At 55.3% G+C, this 16,956-nt stretch carries 17 protein-coding genes; 10 read left to right on the forward strand and 7 right to left on the reverse strand.

Translation table 11 applies throughout. The features are described from left to right. Window positions 1-92: 92 nt before the first annotated feature. On the reverse strand, window positions 93-530 hold the full coding sequence (locus ACR0LY_RS04270) for a GNAT family N-acetyltransferase (RefSeq protein ID WP_170348527.1): 438 nt from the start codon (window positions 528-530) through the stop codon (window positions 93-95). 81 nt (window positions 531-611) lie between these two features. Between ACR0LY_RS04270 and guaA the strand changes: the two genes are divergently transcribed. From guaA to ACR0LY_RS04320, 10 genes are all read left to right on the forward strand, one after another. Next, entirely contained in the window at window positions 612-2,171 is a 1,560-nt protein-coding gene (guaA, locus tag ACR0LY_RS04275) for a glutamine-hydrolyzing GMP synthase (protein ID WP_170348526.1), read from the forward strand. 95 nt (window positions 2,172-2,266) lie between these two features. Continuing rightward, window positions 2,267-3,172 (forward strand): DMT family transporter, encoded by a 906-nt coding sequence (locus tag ACR0LY_RS04280; protein ID WP_170348525.1) that lies wholly within the window; start codon window positions 2,267-2,269, stop codon window positions 3,170-3,172. 121 nt (window positions 3,173-3,293) lie between these two features. Continuing rightward, on the forward strand, window positions 3,294-4,427 hold the full coding sequence (locus tag ACR0LY_RS04285) for an OmpP1/FadL family transporter (protein ID WP_170348524.1): 1,134 nt from the start codon (window positions 3,294-3,296) through the stop codon (window positions 4,425-4,427). A 242-nt stretch (window positions 4,428-4,669) separates the two neighbouring features. Then, window positions 4,670-5,560 carry a hypothetical protein gene (locus tag ACR0LY_RS04290; protein ID WP_170348523.1) on the forward strand — a complete coding sequence of 297 codons (891 nt, stop codon included), beginning with the start codon at window positions 4,670-4,672 and terminating at the stop codon, window positions 5,558-5,560. Window positions 5,561-5,658: 98 nt separating this feature from the next. Beyond that, window positions 5,659-5,883, forward strand: coding sequence for a hypothetical protein (locus tag ACR0LY_RS04295; RefSeq protein WP_480567086.1), 225 nt, complete (start codon window positions 5,659-5,661; stop codon window positions 5,881-5,883). Between the two features lie 219 nt (window positions 5,884-6,102). Beyond that, on the forward strand, window positions 6,103-6,975 hold the full coding sequence (locus tag ACR0LY_RS04300; RefSeq protein WP_170348522.1) for an ATPase: 873 nt from the start codon (window positions 6,103-6,105) through the stop codon (window positions 6,973-6,975). A gap of 39 nt (window positions 6,976-7,014) precedes the next feature. Further along, window positions 7,015-7,953: a homoserine O-acetyltransferase MetA gene (gene metA, locus ACR0LY_RS04305; RefSeq protein ID WP_170348521.1), complete on the forward strand. Its 939-nt coding sequence runs from the start codon at window positions 7,015-7,017 to the stop codon at window positions 7,951-7,953. Between the two features lie 7 nt (window positions 7,954-7,960). Then, entirely contained in the window at window positions 7,961-8,908 is a 948-nt protein-coding gene (locus ACR0LY_RS04310; protein ID WP_170348520.1) for an alpha/beta fold hydrolase, read from the forward strand. 49 nt (window positions 8,909-8,957) lie between these two features. Next, entirely contained in the window at window positions 8,958-9,827 is an 870-nt protein-coding gene (gene ppk2 / locus ACR0LY_RS04315) for a polyphosphate kinase 2 (protein ID WP_170348519.1), read from the forward strand. A gap of 75 nt (window positions 9,828-9,902) precedes the next feature. After that, window positions 9,903-10,517 (forward strand): TetR/AcrR family transcriptional regulator, encoded by a 615-nt coding sequence (locus ACR0LY_RS04320; protein ID WP_170348518.1) that lies wholly within the window; start codon window positions 9,903-9,905, stop codon window positions 10,515-10,517. Window positions 10,518-10,520: 3 nt separating this feature from the next. Here ACR0LY_RS04320 and ACR0LY_RS04325 read toward each other — a convergent pair whose 3' ends face one another. The 6 genes from ACR0LY_RS04325 to ACR0LY_RS04350 form a co-directional block, all read right to left on the reverse strand. Further along, entirely contained in the window at window positions 10,521-11,579 is a 1,059-nt protein-coding gene (locus tag ACR0LY_RS04325; protein ID WP_170348517.1) for an adenylate/guanylate cyclase domain-containing protein, read from the reverse strand. Next, window positions 11,576-11,944 carry a group I truncated hemoglobin gene (locus tag ACR0LY_RS04330; protein ID WP_170348516.1) on the reverse strand — a complete coding sequence of 123 codons (369 nt, stop codon included), beginning with the start codon at window positions 11,942-11,944 and terminating at the stop codon, window positions 11,576-11,578. Before ACR0LY_RS04330 ends, ACR0LY_RS04325 begins: the two co-directional genes overlap by 4 nt. A 128-nt stretch (window positions 11,945-12,072) precedes the next feature. Continuing rightward, window positions 12,073-12,915, reverse strand: coding sequence for a glycosyltransferase family 25 protein (locus ACR0LY_RS04335; RefSeq protein ID WP_170348515.1), 843 nt, complete (start codon window positions 12,913-12,915; stop codon window positions 12,073-12,075). Window positions 12,916-13,049: 134 nt separating this feature from the next. Further along, window positions 13,050-14,270: an aminopeptidase P family protein gene (locus ACR0LY_RS04340; protein ID WP_170348514.1), complete on the reverse strand. Its 1,221-nt coding sequence runs from the start codon at window positions 14,268-14,270 to the stop codon at window positions 13,050-13,052. A 160-nt stretch (window positions 14,271-14,430) separates the two neighbouring features. Next, the gene (locus ACR0LY_RS04345) at window positions 14,431-15,642 is read right to left on the reverse strand and encodes an ABC transporter permease (protein WP_170348513.1); all 1,212 of its coding nucleotides are present in this window, start codon (window positions 15,640-15,642) and stop codon (window positions 14,431-14,433) included. 6 nt (window positions 15,643-15,648) lie between these two features. Continuing rightward, window positions 15,649-16,923, reverse strand: coding sequence for an ABC transporter permease (locus ACR0LY_RS04350; protein ID WP_170348512.1), 1,275 nt, complete (start codon window positions 16,921-16,923; stop codon window positions 15,649-15,651). Window positions 16,924-16,956 lie beyond the last annotated feature (33 nt).

Consider the following 16,956-nt stretch of genomic DNA (forward strand, 5'->3'; position numbering starts at 1 on the left):
GCTGAGTGAAAACTCCTTTACGCGACAGAATTTGGGTACGTCGCATTTCGCAAGATGGTTGTGAGAAATCTAAATTGACGGGCTGACAAACCTCAAAGGTTTTTACGCATCGCAACCGAAATCCCGGCCACTTCAGTTTCGATCCAGCCGAGATGCGCGTAAATCGCCCTCGTATCCTGCATCAAACGATGGGTGCGCAATTCCATATGGGTGCAGCCAGCCTCGCGCGCTTCGGCTTCGGCGCGTGACAGCAGTTTTCCAGCGACACCTTGCCCTTGGGCCGACGGTGACACGGCCAGATTGATAACCTTCATCACAGCACCCTGTTGCGCAAACACAATCACACCAGCCAACCCATCATCGCTGCGGGCCAGGACCACGTGACGTTCCGCAATATCTTGCGCCAAACCACTCGTCACATCAGGCAGATCATCAATAGAACTGCGCGCTTTGGCATAAGCCGCCCTGATGCAGTCTGTGACCGCCTCGACGTCATCCTGCGTTGCATCCGTGAAACGAATGACGGCCATTGATCCCATCTCCTTCCGCATCTGACTGAAATCGCCTTCATAACGCTTGCACATAACCGCCGCGCGACCTAAGAGCCAGTCATGAGCCAGACATCCCATGACCGCCTTCTGATCATCGACTTCGGCAGCCAGGTGACGCAGCTGATCGCACGCCGCCTGCGCGAGTTGAATGTCTATTGTGAAATCCACCCCTATCAAAACGTCACGATGGACTTTGTACGCGAAATGGCGCCAAAGGCCGTGATCTTCTCGGGCGGACCGGACAGCGTGACGCGCGAAGGGTCCCCCCGCGCCCCGCAAGAGATTTTTGACTATGGCGTGCCGATCCTTGGCATCTGCTATGGCCAGCAAGTCATGATGCATCAGCTTGGCGGCAAGGTCGAAAGCGGCCACGGCACTGCCGAGTTCGGTCGCGCCTTTGTCACTCCGAAAAACCAACTGGATATTCTGAACGGCTGGTTCGCGGATGGCGACGAACAAGTCTGGATGAGCCACGGAGACCACGTCAGCGACATCGCCCCCGGGTTCGAGGTCTTCGGCACCTCACCCAACGCGCCCTATGCGATCACGGCTGATACCGACCGGCACTTCTATGCCGTTCAGTTCCACCCCGAGGTTCACCACACGCCCAAAGGCGCGAAACTGTACGAAAACTTCGTAAAGCTGGCTGGCTTCAACGGCGATTGGACCATGGGTGCCTATCGCGAACAGATGATCGAAAAGATTCGCGAGCAAGTCGGCGACAAAAAAGTCATCTGCGGCCTGTCCGGCGGCGTCGACAGCTCGGTCGCGGCGATCCTGATCCATGAAGCGATTGGTGATCAGCTGACTTGCGTGTTTGTCGATCACGGCCTGTTGCGCAAGAACGAGGCCGAAGAAGTCGTCGGTATGTTCCGCGACAACTACAACATTCAGCTGATACACGCAGATGAAAGCGACCTGTTTTTGGGAGAGCTGGACGGCCAATCCGACCCGGAAACCAAACGCAAGATCATCGGAAAGCTGTTCATCGACGTGTTCCAGAAACACGCTGATACGATCGAAGGGGCCGAATTCCTGGCCCAGGGCACGCTCTATCCCGACGTGATCGAATCGGTTTCGTTCTCGGGCGGCCCCTCGGTCACGATCAAATCGCACCACAATGTCGGAGGCCTGCCTGAAAAGATGGGCCTGAAACTGGTCGAACCCCTGCGAGAGCTGTTCAAAGACGAGGTTCGCGCACTGGGCCGCGAACTTGGCTTGCCGCAGAGCTTCATCGGGCGCCACCCCTTCCCCGGGCCGGGTCTGGCGATTCGCTGCCCAGGCGAGATCACCCGTGAAAAACTGGAAATCCTGCGCGAGGCCGACGCCATCTATATCGACCAGATTCGCAAACACGGTCTGTATGATGATATCTGGCAGGCTTTTGTTGCCATCCTTCCGGTACGCACCGTCGGTGTGATGGGTGACGGACGCACATATGATTATGCATGTGCGCTGCGGGCTGTAACCTCGGTCGATGGCATGACCGCCGACTACTATCCGTTCAGCCACGAATTCCTCGGTGAGACCGCCACGCGGATCATCAACGAGGTCAAGGGCATCAACCGATGCACATATGACATCACCTCGAAACCTCCGGGAACGATTGAGTGGGAATGACAAAAAGCCGGGCTTTGACCCGGCTTTTTTGTTTAAGTCCTGCAAGAAACCCATAGGTTTTAAATTAGAATTTCGCGATTCCCGCAGGCAGGTAAATGGACAGCAGCAGACCGCAGATCGGCAAAGCCGCGCTTTGGATGACGGGGGCAATTGCCTCTTTCTCATCGATGGCGGTTGCCGGCCGCGAATTGAGCGTGGCCCACGATACATTCGAAATCATGTTTTACCGCAGCCTCGTCGGCATCCTCGTTGTAGCGGTGATTCTGACACTGTCGCGCAAATGGGATCAGGTCTCGACATACAGACTGGGGCTGCACGGCGTCCGAAACCTGACGCATTTTATTGGTCAGAATTTGTGGTTCTACGCGGTAACCGTCATTCCTCTGGCACAGGTTTTTGCGCTTGAGTTCACGCAACCCATCTGGGTGATCCTGCTGTCTCCGCTGCTGCTGAAGGAACGGCTAACACCTGTACGCGCGCTGTCTGCCTTGATTGGTTTTGCCGGTGTCCTGCTTATTACCCGCCCCGGTGCCGTGCCTCTGAGCGCTGGTATTTTGGCTGCTGCCATGTCTGCGGTATTCTTCGCATTTACAACGATTTCCACCAAAACCCTGACCCGTTTTGCCAGCATTGGATGCATCATGTTCTGGCTGACCGTCATGCAGGCTGTCCTGGGATTGATGGCCGCAGGGATCGATGGGCAGATCGCTCTGCCAACCGCGAACACGATCCCCTTCCTGGTATTGATTGGGTTGGCAGGACTACTGGCGCATTATTGCATCACCAACGCTCTGGCTATTGCGCCTGCGACTGTGGTTGTACCGTTCGATTTTGTCCGCCTGCCCACAATTGCCGTGATCGGAATGATTCTGTACCACGAGCCGCTGGATCACTGGACGCTGCTAGGGGCCGTCGTGATCTTTTCGGGCATCTTTTTGAACGTGCACGCCGAAAATCGTAACAGTTTGGCAACAGTTTCCCGACACACTCACCCTGAATAACGCACCGTCACTAGTTGACGGTAATATAACCCTCAAGAAAGTATCGAGCACCACAAGACAGATCGGCCTTCACCACTCGATAGTCCGGTCTGAATAACAGGACACCTTTTGGGAGGACAGAATGAAAAAAGCGCTTCTACAGGCGTGCGCGGTGTGCGTTGGGACAACAGGAGCTTACGCCGGCGGTCTGGATCGTAGCGGACAGGGTGTCAATATCCTGTTCGAAGAGGGATCAGTTGTACAATTCCGTCTCGGCTATACTGATCCAAGCGTAAGCGGCACTCAAAATGGCGTGGATTCCGGCAATGTTGCCGAGTCATTCTTCACACCGCATTTAGCCTATAAACATGCTTTTACAGACAGGCTGGATTTCGCACTGGTCTATGATGAGCCGTTCGGCGCGGATATCGAGTATCCGTCAAACTACCCGTTGTCGATTAACCCGACAACGCCGTTTGGTGGGCGCACGGATGTTCTGCGCGCCAAAGCGGATGTGGACGCAATTACTGCGCTTGTTCGGTATAAATTCGACGGTGGCTTCAGCGCTATCGGAGGTCTGCGCGCGCAACGTTTGAAAGCCAACGTGGCAGTACCCGCCGCTGCGGGGTACGAAGTCGACACAGATTCTGACATCGCATTTGGGTATGTCGTCGGCGTTGCGTGGGAAAAGCCAGAAATTGCCGCACGTGTGGCTCTGACTTACAACTCAAAAATCACACACGATTTTTCCCAGACAGAGTCATTCAACTTCGTGCCGCCTGTATTCCCGCCTAGTGCGGTACTGGTCACAGCGGAAACCGAGTCTGAGATTGAATCACCTCAATCCATCAATCTGGATTTCCAAACCGGTGTAGCCCCCAAAACATTGCTGTTTGGTTCAATTCGATGGGTGGACTGGCCGCAAACTGTTTTTGCGCCGCCCAACTATGTCAACATTGTCGGGGATAACCTCGTCGACTACGAAGATGATACGTTCACGTATACGCTGGGGCTCGGCTATCAGTTCTCGGAAGAGTTTTCGGGTGCGGTAACTGCTGGATATGAAACATCCACTGGTTCCGAAGTCACAAATTTGGGCCCGACAGATGGGTTCTGGAGCCTTGGGCTCGGTGGAACCTACTCTCTCGAACGCGCTCAGATTTCCGGTGGTGTCCGGTATACAGACATTGGAGACGCCACTACCACCACCGGGGGAGAATTCAGCGGCAACAGCGCTTGGAGCGTCGGCTTCCAAATCACCTACTCGCTGGGCTGATCCGCAACAGAGTGAAACGTTGGACCCCGCCCTTCCGGCGGGGTTTTTCTTTGCGGGCTATCCAAAATATGAATTCCAGAAACCTCATTGCGTTAAAGCCACAGTTTCCGTCAATTCGTCGGTATCACAATCTCACATTAGTTTTCTCTCTGTCGGTCCCTGGCCGGATCAACTAGGGGACCGGCACAACAAAAAAAGAGGACACTACATTGTTGAATCCAGGCAAAATTTCAATATTAGCAATGATTTCACTGACCCCGGCTATTGCAGGCGCACAGGAATTTAACGGTGCTGCCACCTTGGGCTATGGACAATCTTCCATTTCCAACGGCGGTGGCGATTTCGGCACCTTCACCGGCGATTTCACCGGTACTTTGAGCTTCGACAACGGTCTGCACTGGGGCTTTGACGCCAAGTATTACAATGCCGATCCCGACAATATTTCCGGGGATGTTTCCCTGTGGGATCTGGGCACGACATTGAACTACCAATTTGACAACGGCGGCGTTCTGGGTGGCTATCTCGACTATGCCGATTTCGATTCTGGTCTGGGGCTCAACCTTTCCAGCGATGTGACTTCGTACGGTATTTCGGGCGGGTATGTCGTTGAAAATGCCGGGTTCGAAGCCTGGATCGGCGAATCGGAAACCTCCCCAAGCCTGCCAAACGGCACGGATTGGACCGATTTCGGCGCACGATTCCGCTATCAAGTGTCGGATAGTGCCGTATTCGGCGGTCACTATGTTCGCAGCGACGTGTCAGGTGGTGGCGTAAACCTTGACCTATATAGTGTTGGCCTTGGCGGCTACTATCGGTTCAACAGCGGTTGGGGGACTTATGCAGGTCTCGTGCATCAGTCGTTTAGCGATCTTGATTTGGACTACACAACGCTTGGCATCGGCGTGGATTATAACCTGCTTGAGATCAGCGAGATCCCAGGCCAAGTGTCTCTGGAGTTGGCCAGAACGGATATCGATGTCGGCGGTGCAAGCGGCGATATCGACACCCTTCGCTTTGGTCTGACCTTCCCTCTTGGCGGTCGCACTTCCTCCACTCCGCTCAACAGCGTAGCGCGTGCGGCGATGGCCCCGCGTCACAACGCTCTGACAACGCTGGAAGACACCACTTTCTGAGGGTTTAGTACAACCTGCAAATCTCTGGAAAACCCTGCCTGTGCGGCAGGGTTTTTCTTTGCGCAGTTTCCAAGTCGGTAGAATCTTGGATAATAAAAATGGGCAAGGCCGTACTAATACACCTTTCCTCAACGAATTGGGCGAACTTTTTTGCTTGGCGTGTTCTGGGCTATGCTGATGCGTTGGCTGGTTACCCCAATCCAGCGTTTAACTTTTTTGCGCTGTCCGCGCCTTTGTATGGCTTTTTTGTTATGGGTATGTTGGACGAAGCGGCTCCGTTTTCCCTGCGGGCCGGGGGCGATTTCATATCTAGGCCGTACTGACCTGGGCTCTAAAGTCAGTGACGACGATTTTTGGCGTCACCACAGGGGCATTGTTTTTTAAACGATGAACACCTGATCTGATCTCTCGCCATAAAGGTGGGGCTTAGATACTAGGCGGTGCAGCCGCCATCAGGCCGTTGATCCAAATCCGTTCGGGTACACACGATTGACGCCACCCGCTGCCCGTTTTAGCAAGGTCGCAAAAAAGGACGGCGGACAATGATCTACAGCTCGGCAAAAGATTGGCGCGATGCGGCGCGAAAAAAGGTGCTGTTCTTTGGCATGTCGGGCCTGGGCAAAACCTATGTGTCGAACGTGCTGCGCGACTCGGGCGATTGGTTCCACTATTCGATCGATTACCGCATCGGTACCCGGTACATGGGCGAATACATAGCCGACAACGCCAAAGCCGAGGCGATGAAAGTCCCCTTTCTGCGCGAACTGCTGTTGTCGGATTCGATCTTTATCGGCTCGAATATCTCGTTCGAGAACCTGACGCCTGTCGCCGCCTATTTGGGTAAGCCCGGAAATCCGGCGCTAGGTGGTTTGGAACTGCCCGAATACAAACGCAGGCAGGAACAATTCCGGCAGGCGGAAATTCACGCGCTTCTGGATACCGAGTATTTTATCGACCGGGCACAACGTCTGTACGAATACCCGCATTTTATCTGCGACACCGGCGGGTCGATCTGCGAATGGGTAGACCCGTACAACCACACCGATCACGTGCTGTCCGAACTGTCTCGCCAAACCTTGATGATTTGGATTCAAGGGGATGAAGATCACACGGCAGAGCTGATCAGCCGCTTTGATAAAGCGCCCAAACCGATGTCTTATCAGCCTGAATTCCTGGTACGTGTTTGGGACGACTATCTGACCCAGCATAACTGCCGATCCGAGGATGTAGACCCCGACGCGTTCATCCGCTGGACTTACGCGCAGGCGCTGGCGCATCGGCAACCCCGCTATCAGGCGATGGCGGACAATTGGGGTGTAACAGTCACCGCTGATGACATGCACAAGGTCCGTGATGCCGCTGATTTCGATGAGTTGATCGAACGCACCCTTGAGACCCGCGCAAACCGGGCTTAATTACCGCCTCTACACTGTAACTCCAAAGGCTTGTACCTGATGCCGATCAAGATCCCCTCTGACCTGCCCGCATTTGACGTTCTCACCCAAGAGGGCGTATCGGTCATGGCCGAGGATCAGGCAATGCGTCAAGACATTCGCCCCCTGCGGATCGGGTTGCTGAATCTGATGCCCAAGAAGATTCAGACTGAAAATCAGTTTGCCCGCCTGATCGGGGCGACTCCGTTGCAGATCGATTTGTCGCTGATCCGGATGACGGAACACCGCACCAAGAACACCGCGGCCGAGCATATGGCCGAATTCTATCGCCCTTTTCAGGAGGTGAAGGACGAGAAATTTGACGGGCTGATCATCACCGGTGCCCCGATTGAGCATCTGGAATTCGACAACGTCACCTATTGGGACGAAATGCGCGAGGTGTTCGAATGGACGCAGACCAATGTGCATTCTACCTTTGGTGTGTGCTGGGGTGGAATGGCGATGATCAATCACTTCCATGGCGTCAAGAAACATATGTTGGACGCTAAGGCGTTTGGTTGTTTCCGGCATGCGAACCTTAATCCGGCCTCGCCGTTCCTGCGCGGATTCTCGGATGATTGCGTGATTCCGGTCAGCCGCTGGACGGAAATGAAACAGAATGAGATTGATGCCGCTAACGGTTTGGTAACCCTGCTGGGCAGCGACGATGTCGGTCCCTGTCTGGTCGAAGATCGGAACCATCGTGCCATCTATATCTTCAACCATTTCGAATATGACAGCGATACGTTGAAGCAAGAATACGACCGCGATGTTGCCAACGGCACGCCGATCAACGTGCCCATGAATTACTATCCGGACGACGATCCAAGCCAGACACCACAGAACAGGTGGCGCAGCCATGCGCATTTGCTCTATGGCAACTGGATCAGCGAGATTTATGGGACAACGCCCTATGATATCAATCGGATCGGTGTCGATCAGACCGATCTGAGGGCCTGATCCGGTGATGCGCGTCGGCCTCATAGCTTTGACTTTGCTGGTCTTGCTGTGGGCCCTCGCACTCTGGCGCGCTGGTCGGAATGAAGCCCGTGCCGAAGCCGCCTTTCCCCCCGAAGGTCAAATCGTCGAAGTCAATGGCATCCCAGTGCATGCAGTGGTGATGGGTGAAGGCCCGGATGTTGTGCTGATCCATGGGTCCAGCGGCAACACGCGCGACATGACCTTTGCCTTGGCTCCTATCCTGGCGGAAAACTACCGTGTGATTGTGTTTGACCGACCGGGTTTGGGGTATAGCGCCAGCTTCAATCAGGACGGTGAAACCATTGAGGAGCAAGCGGAAATTTTGCAAAAGGCCGCGGCTCAACTGGGTGCGGAAAAACCTATCGTTGCAGGGCAAAGCTATGGCGGATCCGTCTCACTTGCTTGGGCTGTTACGCGGCCAGACAATATCTCGGGGCTGGTCCTGATCGCAGCTGCCGCCATCCCGTGGGAGACACCTCTGGACGGGTTCAACACATTGGCGGCGACACCCACCGGCAATGTCACCGCCCTGCCCCTGATCACTGCCTTTGTGCCCGAATGGTACGTTGAAAAAGCTTTGGACAAGGTGTTCGAACCGCAAACCGCACCCGAAGGATATGCCGACCATTTCGGCCCCGGGCTGACCATGCGCCGGGCTTCGATGCATGCAAATGCCAAGCAGCGCGCCAATTTGCTGGAAGAAGTCCGCGCCCTACAACCGCGATACGGCGAGATCGACGTGCCGACCGAGATCGTCCATGGTACCGCCGATGATACCGTTGGGTTGGGCTGGCATTCACATCGACTGATCGAACAAATCCCCGGCGCGGAACTGATTGAACTGCCTGGAATTGGGCACATGCCACAGGTCGTTGCTGCACCCGAAGTTGCTGCCGCCATCGACCGTGCCGCGCAACGTGCGGGTTTGCGTTAGGCCCGCCGCTAATCCATAGTAGGATATGGATTTTATGGCGAGGTAACACATGGCCCGTTCCGAAAAAGGCTCCATCGAAAAGTACTTTAAGAATGACGCCCCGAAAGAGGTGCGTTCGGCCATCGAAAAGTCCGAAAAAGGCGACATCCTGAACCCCACCTACCCTTACGACGAACGAATGAAGCGTAAGGAATACGAAAAACAGATGGAAAAGCTGCAGATTGAGCTGGTCAAGATGCAGTCCTGGCTCAAGGAAACTGACCATCGCATTTTGCTTATTTTCGAAGGTCGGGACGCCGCTGGCAAAGGGGGCACGATCAAGCGGTTCCGCGAAAACCTGAACCCACGCGGCGCACGCAATGTTGCGCTAAGCAAACCGTCGGACACTGAGCGCAGTCAGTGGTATTTTCAACGATATATCGCACATTTGCCTGCCGCTGGTGAGATCGTGTTCTTTGACCGCAGCTGGTATAACCGCGGTGTTGTTGAAAACGTCTTTGGCTTTTGCACAGCAGAAGAACGTGAACGGTTTTTCCGACAGGTCCTGCCGTTGGAAACCGGTTTGGTGAATGACGGGATCAAACTGTTTAAATTCTGGCTCAATGTCGGACGAGCAGAACAGCTCAACCGTTTTCTGGCGCGTGAAACTGACCCACTGAAGCAATGGAAACTCAGCCCGATTGATATCGCGGGTCTGAACAAATGGGATGAATACAGCCAGTCGATCGAAGAAACCCTGACGCGCAGCCACACGGAACACTGCCCCTGGACCATCGTGCGATCCGACGACAAGAAACGCGCGCGGCTGGCGGCCATTCGTACGGTTCTGCACGCGCTGGACTATGACGAAAAAGACGAAGACGCCATAGGCGCGAATGACCCCGATATCTGTGGCGGGCCAGAGATTTGGGATGCGTGACAGGTGGTGGACGAATGTCTTTTCGCGAATTATGTCATGAATTCTATAACTTGAAAAAGGGCACCTGAAGCAGGAATGACAAAACGCGGGTATCACCACGGGAACCTGAAACAGGCTTTGATCGAGGCTGCCCTGTCTCTGATCGAAGAAAAAGGTCCGACCGGCTTTACCCTGTCTGAAGCGGCGAAAACCGCCGGCGTCACCCCCGCTGCGGTTTACCGGCATTTCCACGGGCGCGAAGACCTGATCGCCGAAGCCGCCCGGCAAGGGTTCGAGATGTTCTCGGATCTGATGCAATACGCCTATGACAAGGGCCAGCCCTCAGCGCTCGCCGCGTTCGAGGCGACAGGCCGTGCCTATCTGGCATTTGCCCGCAAACATCCTGGCCACTACATCGCGATGTTCGAAAGCGGGATTTCGATCAATCGAACGCCTGAACTATCCTTGGCCGCAAACCGTGCCAAAGCAGTACTGGAGAAAGCGGCGGCTGATCTGTCGCAACACATTCCACCGGAAAAGCGCCCGCCCGCATCCATGTTCAGCGCCCATATCTGGGCCATGAGCCACGGCGTTGTTGAACTTTACGCCCGCAACACTGGCGCCAGTTCCCCCTTTTCACCCGAAGACTTGCTGGAATCCGGCATCGGCATCTATTTGCGGGGTTTGGGGTTGGTGCCGCAGGACGACTGACAATCAGAACCTGCTCAGCGGCTGTGGTGCGCTGAGGCCAGAGGTGACGTTAATCAACTCCATTTCCCCCATGCCTTTGATATCCACGCGCCCGATATCCGCGACCTGGAACTCATCAATCAAGGCAAATTTCATCTCTTCCGGGGCGACGATATGCATTGGGTTTGCAAAGACTTGCAGGCGCGAAGCAATGTTCACAGCCGGACCGAACACGTCATAGACGTATTTCTGTATCCCAACGACAGAGCCCACCGCAGCCCCCATGCCAAGGCCAATCCGGGCCTGCCATTTATGGGGGTGACTTTCGTTTCGCCGCTCCAGATACCGCAGGAAGCGAACGGCGCAATGTGCCACGGCCGTGGCATGATCCGGTGTCGCGTCAGGCATACCAGACACCGCCAGATAGGCGTCACCGATGGTCTTGATCCGCTCGCATCCGAATTGTTCGACGATACGGTCGAACGCAGTGAAGATGTCGTTCAACTCGCTTAACGTGACGGTTGGATCGGTCTTGGCGGCGAAATCGGTAAAGCCCACGAAATCCAGCATCACCACCGACACCTGATCATATAGCTGCGGCGTGACGACACCGAAGGTCTTGAACTCTTCGTACACCGCCCGCGGCATAAGGTTCAGCAGCAACCGCTCGACACGCTCTTTCTCACGCTCCAATTCGCGCGTGTTGCGTTCGACCATTGTCGAGTAGCTATCGATCATGCTTTCCAGTTCGCGTATGCGGGTAATGTTCTGGCATTCCACAACCAAAACCTGTTCAGACAAGCCATTCGCCAGCGATACAGCCGTTGCAAAAATCAGCGTTCTGCGTTTCGGCTTGATCTGCAATTCAACGGTGTATCGAAGCCCCGATTGCTTGACGTCCTCCAATTCACGCTGATCCAAAGATGGGAGCAAATCCAGCAGCGTCTGTCCTTCGGTCGGAACCCCAAACCATTCGGCAAACGGCCCATTGTGAAACACAAAACTCAGGTCTGAGGCACGCACAACAGCCACGCCAACTCCGATCGCCCGCAGCAACTGTTCGTTTATCGCTGAAATACTCATGCGGCGTCACGGGTTACAATAATTGCGCGTTTGGATTCAATGGCGTTCAAGGCGATCTTGATGTGACCGTCTTCCATACCGTGCATAGAAAGGGCCTCGGCAAATAGTTCGGCCATCTCATCAAAATCCGCATGAGAGATATTCAGGTGTCGATGAACCGCCTCAATCCTGTCATCGCTAAAAGAAGCAGGACCACCAACCAGAGAAGACACGAACTTGGTCTGGTGATCGATCAGGCGCGGCATGTCGATGTCTTCGAAATGACCACCGATCTGATCGGAGTCCAATGCCATTTCATAGAACGTCATAACGATCCGACTGATCGTTTTGAATCCGCCGTATCTTTCATAGATTGTCTGACTCACACCGCACACCCAAGCTTCAACCACAAAAACACTGAAAGCTTATATCAAACTGACAGTTTTGTTAACGCTTATGCGAGGGTTACCAGATCAATGGTCACAAACGCCCTTTGGGCGGCCTATGTAACAAGTTAGACGTTCAGGTCTTCGGCGCAGGGAATAAAGCCCGCAAACCCACCCTGTGCCAACAACCTGTCCTGCCCGCCAGCGCGCCAATACAGTTTGCGCCGCGCGGCTTGCAGCTCGCGGCGTATACGGAACCCCAATGGCCCCTTGTCCAACCCGCTGTTGGTTTTCTGATCCTGCGACCGCTCGCTAACCTTGACGGGTTCGGCGGTCTGCTCCTGCTGCTTGGACCACATCATCTGTACCCCCACCGCCGGAAAACACTGACACATGCGCCAGTCGGGACGTGGGAGCGAGATAAAGTCGTCCAGATGGTCCGAATACTCCTCAGACCAGGACAGCAGTTTGCGACAAGCCGCTTGCGTCAGAATGTAGGCAGCAGAACTGGGGGCCATTTCCAACATTGGGCGAACTGGAACGCCTGCAATCGTCTCAAGCGGCCCGAACCGCATGGAACGTGGTGAATAATCCAGCTTGATCAGATCAAAACCCGCATCATCCGCCAGCAAAGCCGCGATGACGGCCCCGGCCTGAGCCGACATTTCAACGTCATCCTCAAAAATCGCTACCTTGCTCAGGTTCTGATCCACAGCAACCCGCCAAACGGCGCGGTGGCTTTCAAAACAGGCGATTTCGCTTTGCGTCAGCCCCCATCGGGTGCCGGTGCCGGGAACGTAGCAATTGTCATCCAGTGCGCCGGGTTGCTGACCGTCCACTGCGCTGAACCGCTGTGCGCCACGCAATCCTGTGTCGGCGAACTGACCTTCCATGAACTTGGCCCGCTCGGGCACCCGATCCAGGTTAATAAAATAGGCAGCGGCTCCCGATGGCAGTTCGTAATGTCCCACGGCGCATCCTTTCAAACACTGTCGTCAGATACACACCGCTGAGCCGGACAATCAACCCCAACAGGGCATGACCACGCTGACCCTTGCCGTCAACGTGAGGCAGGAAAGGCAGATCGCCCTTCCTGCTGATCCGATCAGGTGCTGATCGTGTTGTGTTCGGGGCCATAGGGGAAGCCGGTGATGTTTTCGGCACCGGAATCCTCGACCACAAGGATGTCATGCTCGCGATACCCGCCTGCGCCTTTCTGGCCTTCGGGGATCCACAGCATCGGTTCAATGGATACGACCATACCGGGCTCCAGCACAGTGTCGATGTCTTCGCGCAGCTCAAGCCCAGCCTCGCGACCGTAATAGTGGCTGAGAATGCCGAAGGAATGACCATAGCCGAACGAGCGGTATTGCAGCAAACCTTCGTCAGCGAAGAACCGGTTGATCTCTTCACAGATTCCAGAGCAGGTCGCGCCGGGTTTGATCAGGCTCAGGCCCAACTCATGCGCAGCGACATTCGCCTTCCAGATGCGCAGGCTTTCGGCGTCGGGTTCACCCAGAAACAAGGTGCGTTCCAGCGCAGTGTAATAGCCCGAGATCATCGGGAACGTGTTCAGCGACAGGATATCGCCCTTTTGCAGCGCCCGTTTTGTGACCGGGTTATGCGCCCCATCGGTATTCAGACCGGACTGGAACCAAACCCACGTGTCGCGATATTCTGCATCCGGATAGGCGCGCGCAATCTCAGCCTCCATCGCGTCGCGACCGGCCATGGCGATCTCAATCTCGGTCGCGCCTTCGCGGATCGCGGCGTGGATGGCCGCGCCACCGACATCAGCCGTACGCGCACCACCTTTGATCAGATCAATTTCTTCCGCAGATTTCACCATGCGCGCGGCCATCGTATCCGGCGCGATGTCCACTAACTCCGGCCCGCCCAACATGTCCAACGCCGTATCGCGCATCGCCAGTGTCATGTGATCGCCCTCGATACCGATCCGTCCCGCAGGCCCAATCAGGCTGGCCACCGCACGCCAATAGTTGTTCCGTTGCCAATCGGTATAGATCACATTCTCTTCGACCGAGCGCCGCCAAGGCTGGCCAGCGTCGATATTCGCCGAAACCGTGGTGCAGCTTTCTTGGGTGACAACGCAGCCATACGGGCGCCCAAACGCGCAATATAAAAAGCCCGAGTAGTAGGCGATGTTGTGCATCGACGTCAGCAGCACCGCCGGGATATCACGTGCCGCCATCGTCGCACGCAGGCTGGCCAGACGTCGGTCATATTCTGCCTTGCTAAACGGGAGCGGCGCCTTGTCACCATTGTGGCTGGTGAAGAACTCGGGGCGATTGATCAGGTCTTTCATCTTCTCTCTCCTCAATGCCGGACAGGCAAAGCCCGGCCACAAGTCCCGGCGTTCAGGACAAGCGGCCTCGGGAACCGAGAGCCATGCACCCCGCGTTGCGTCACGACGCCATCGTGACCGAGGTGCATGGTGAAATCGCTAAATCAGCTTTCGAGTCGCGTCAAGCCGGGCTGAGACCCCGCAAGCGTTCAGACCGACGCCGCAGCAGCTCGACCGTGGTCAGCAGCGCAATCGAGATCACAACAAGAATGGTCGCAACCGCCAGAATGGTCGGGCTGATCTGCTCGCGCAGGCCAGTGAACATCTGCCAGGGCAACGTTTTCTGACTGGCCGAACCGACGAACAGAACCACAACAACCTCATCAAACGACGTGATAAAGGCGAACAAGCCACCCGAGATTACGCCCGGCAAGATCAGCGGCATCTGGATTTTGAAGAAGGTCCGTACCGGTCCTGCCCCCATATTCGCCGCGGCCCGTGTCAGGGATCGGTCAAACCCGACCAACGTCGCCGTCACCGTAATGATAACGAACGGAATACCCAGAACCGCATGAGCCAGAACAACTTTGATGTATCCGACAAAGTTCTTGTCCATGCCCAATGTTCCCTCCATGAAACGACCGATGTCGCTGTAGAAAAAGAACATACCCGTGGCCGAAATGATAAGCGGCACAATCATGGGCGAGATCAGGATACCCATGATCGCCCGACGACCGGGCACGTGCGACTGGCTGAGACCAATGGCAGCCAGCGTCCCCAGTGAAACCGATATGACGGTCGCGATTGGCGCGATAATCAGCGAGTTTTTGAAACTGCGCTGCCATTCATTGTTGGTGAAGAAATCACGGTAATGCTTCAGCGAGTAGCCTTCGGGGTCCAAACGCAGCATCTCAGGCGTGAAGGTAAAGAAGTCCTGTGCGTTGAACGATAGCGGCAAAACCACAAGGATGGGCGTGATCAGGAACACGAAGATCGCGCCGCAGATAACCCGAAACAGGTAATGTCCAAACACCTGCTGGCCCGTCAAATAGGGCAGCAGCCTTTGCCGATAGCGCCCCTCGTACAGCCAGAAGATGAAGAAGGCAAAGAACCAACCGGCCAACAAGCCGACGATCAACCCCGTAAATCCGGCGAACAGAAAACCGATCACCCCCATCCCAAGAATGGTGATCCAGCGTGCGACACGTTCATTGTCCAGAACCGTGATATAGACCCAGGCCAGCGCCGCCATCAGCGCGGCACCTATCAGGATGCCCAGCAGGGCACTGCCCTGCCCGGCCCCGACGAACATGCCGAGGAAACCTCCGGCGGCGGCGACTGTGGGCAGAACCATCGACAACGGCTTGCGGGATATTGGTGTAAGTGCTGCCATGATATTTTATCCCAATTTCACGTTATCGATGCCCACGATCTTGTCGTAGCACCAGTACAGAAGCATGACGACCGCCAGCAGGATCGTCCCCAACGCCGCAGCCAGTCCCCAGTTCAGCGAGGACGAGATGTGATACGCAATCCGGTTCGAGATGAAGACACCCTTGGTGCCACCCACGATCTCGGGCGTGATGTAGTAGCCAATGGCCAGAATGAACACGAGGATCGAACCGGCCCCAATTCCCGGAATTGATTGTGGGAAGTAAATCCGCCAGAAAGTAGTCCAGTTGGTGGCCCCCATCGACTTGGCCGCACGGGTATAAGACGGCGGGATCGTCTGCATCACCGAATACATCGGCAGGATCATGAACGGCAGCAGGATATGCGTCATCGCGACGATCGTGCCGATCTGGTTGTTGATGATCACAAGTCGCGCATCATCTGCGACCAACCCAAGCCAAACCAGAGTTTCGTTAATGACACCTTGTTGTTGCAGCATCACTTTCCAAGCCGAAGTTCGCACCAGAAGCGATGTCCAGAAGGGCAACAGCACCAGGATCATTAGCATGTTTGAAACACGCATCGGCAAATTCGCCAACAGGTAGGAAACCGGATAGGCCAGCAGGATACAGGACCCAGTAATGATCAGGGACATGAACAGCGTACGGCCAAACAACTTTACAAGTATCTGCTTGTCTTCCGGCTGCGCAGAAACTCCGTCGGGCGTCAGCCTTAAATCGACGGCGGCAAGAAAATAACCGGGGGTCACGTTTCGGGAATGGGTCTTGATCACACGCCAGTTTTCGACGTCCCCCCATCCTTTGTCCGCGTCAATAAGCTTTTCTTTGAACGGCGCATCCGCTTCAGGGTCCCATTTCCGGATTTTTCGACCGGATTTACGGAACAGGGACGAGATGCCCGGTTCTTCATAGTTCAACCGTGATCCCAACCGGGTGTGTTTCTTTTCAGCAACCGCAACGATCATATCATTGACAAAGGCGTCATAGACGGCCTCGTCCGGCAGTTCGCCGCTTTTTTCATCCCAATTTTCCAACGCCACGACCGTCAGAGGCAGCGTTTTTTCCACGATACCGTTTTCCACCGAACGGAACAGCATCGACGCAATCGGAATTATGAACGAGAACAGAACGAACAGAAGAAGGGGCGCAATCAATAACAGAGCGCGCAGCTTTTGCCGTCTTAGTGAACGTGCCAGAGATTGCTTGAGCGGCGTTCCGTCCGCGGCCAGCATCGGTCCTGCGTTTTGGCTTGCGTCTGTCATCAGTGCCCCTTGGTTTTATGGGTCAAGGGGCAG

This window comes from Ruegeria sp. BC5 (genome assembly GCF_056539205.1).

Bases quoted from the DNA above. Each gene is read 5' to 3' on its own strand.
- ACR0LY_RS04290 (WP_170348523.1), top strand. From the start codon at position 4,670: ATGATTTCACTGACCCCGGCTATTGCAGGCGCACAGGAATTTAACGGT.
- ACR0LY_RS04300 (WP_170348522.1), top strand. From the start codon at position 6,103: ATGATCTACAGCTCGGCAAAAGATTGGCGCGATGCGGCGCGAAAAAAG.
- ACR0LY_RS04280 (WP_170348525.1), top strand. From the start codon at position 2,267: ATGGACAGCAGCAGACCGCAGATCGGCAAAGCCGCGCTTTGGATGACG.
- ACR0LY_RS04320 (WP_170348518.1), top strand. From the start codon at position 9,903: ATGACAAAACGCGGGTATCACCACGGGAACCTGAAACAGGCTTTGATC.
- ACR0LY_RS04350 (WP_170348512.1), bottom strand. From the start codon at position 16,923: ATGACAGACGCAAGCCAAAACGCAGGACCGATGCTGGCCGCGGACGGA.
- ACR0LY_RS04325 (WP_170348517.1), bottom strand. From the start codon at position 11,579: ATGAGTATTTCAGCGATAAACGAACAGTTGCTGCGGGCGATCGGAGTT.
- ppk2 (WP_170348519.1), top strand. From the start codon at position 8,958: ATGGCCCGTTCCGAAAAAGGCTCCATCGAAAAGTACTTTAAGAATGAC.
- guaA (WP_170348526.1), top strand. From the start codon at position 612: ATGAGCCAGACATCCCATGACCGCCTTCTGATCATCGACTTCGGCAGC.
- metA (WP_170348521.1), top strand. From the start codon at position 7,015: ATGCCGATCAAGATCCCCTCTGACCTGCCCGCATTTGACGTTCTCACC.
- ACR0LY_RS04295 (WP_480567086.1), top strand. From the start codon at position 5,659: ATGGGCAAGGCCGTACTAATACACCTTTCCTCAACGAATTGGGCGAAC.
- ACR0LY_RS04340 (WP_170348514.1), bottom strand. From the start codon at position 14,270: ATGAAAGACCTGATCAATCGCCCCGAGTTCTTCACCAGCCACAATGGT.
- ACR0LY_RS04310 (WP_170348520.1), top strand. From the start codon at position 7,961: ATGCGCGTCGGCCTCATAGCTTTGACTTTGCTGGTCTTGCTGTGGGCC.
- ACR0LY_RS04345 (WP_170348513.1), bottom strand. From the start codon at position 15,642: ATGGCAGCACTTACACCAATATCCCGCAAGCCGTTGTCGATGGTTCTG.
- ACR0LY_RS04285 (WP_170348524.1), top strand. From the start codon at position 3,294: ATGAAAAAAGCGCTTCTACAGGCGTGCGCGGTGTGCGTTGGGACAACA.
- ACR0LY_RS04270 (WP_170348527.1), bottom strand. From the start codon at position 530: ATGGCCGTCATTCGTTTCACGGATGCAACGCAGGATGACGTCGAGGCG.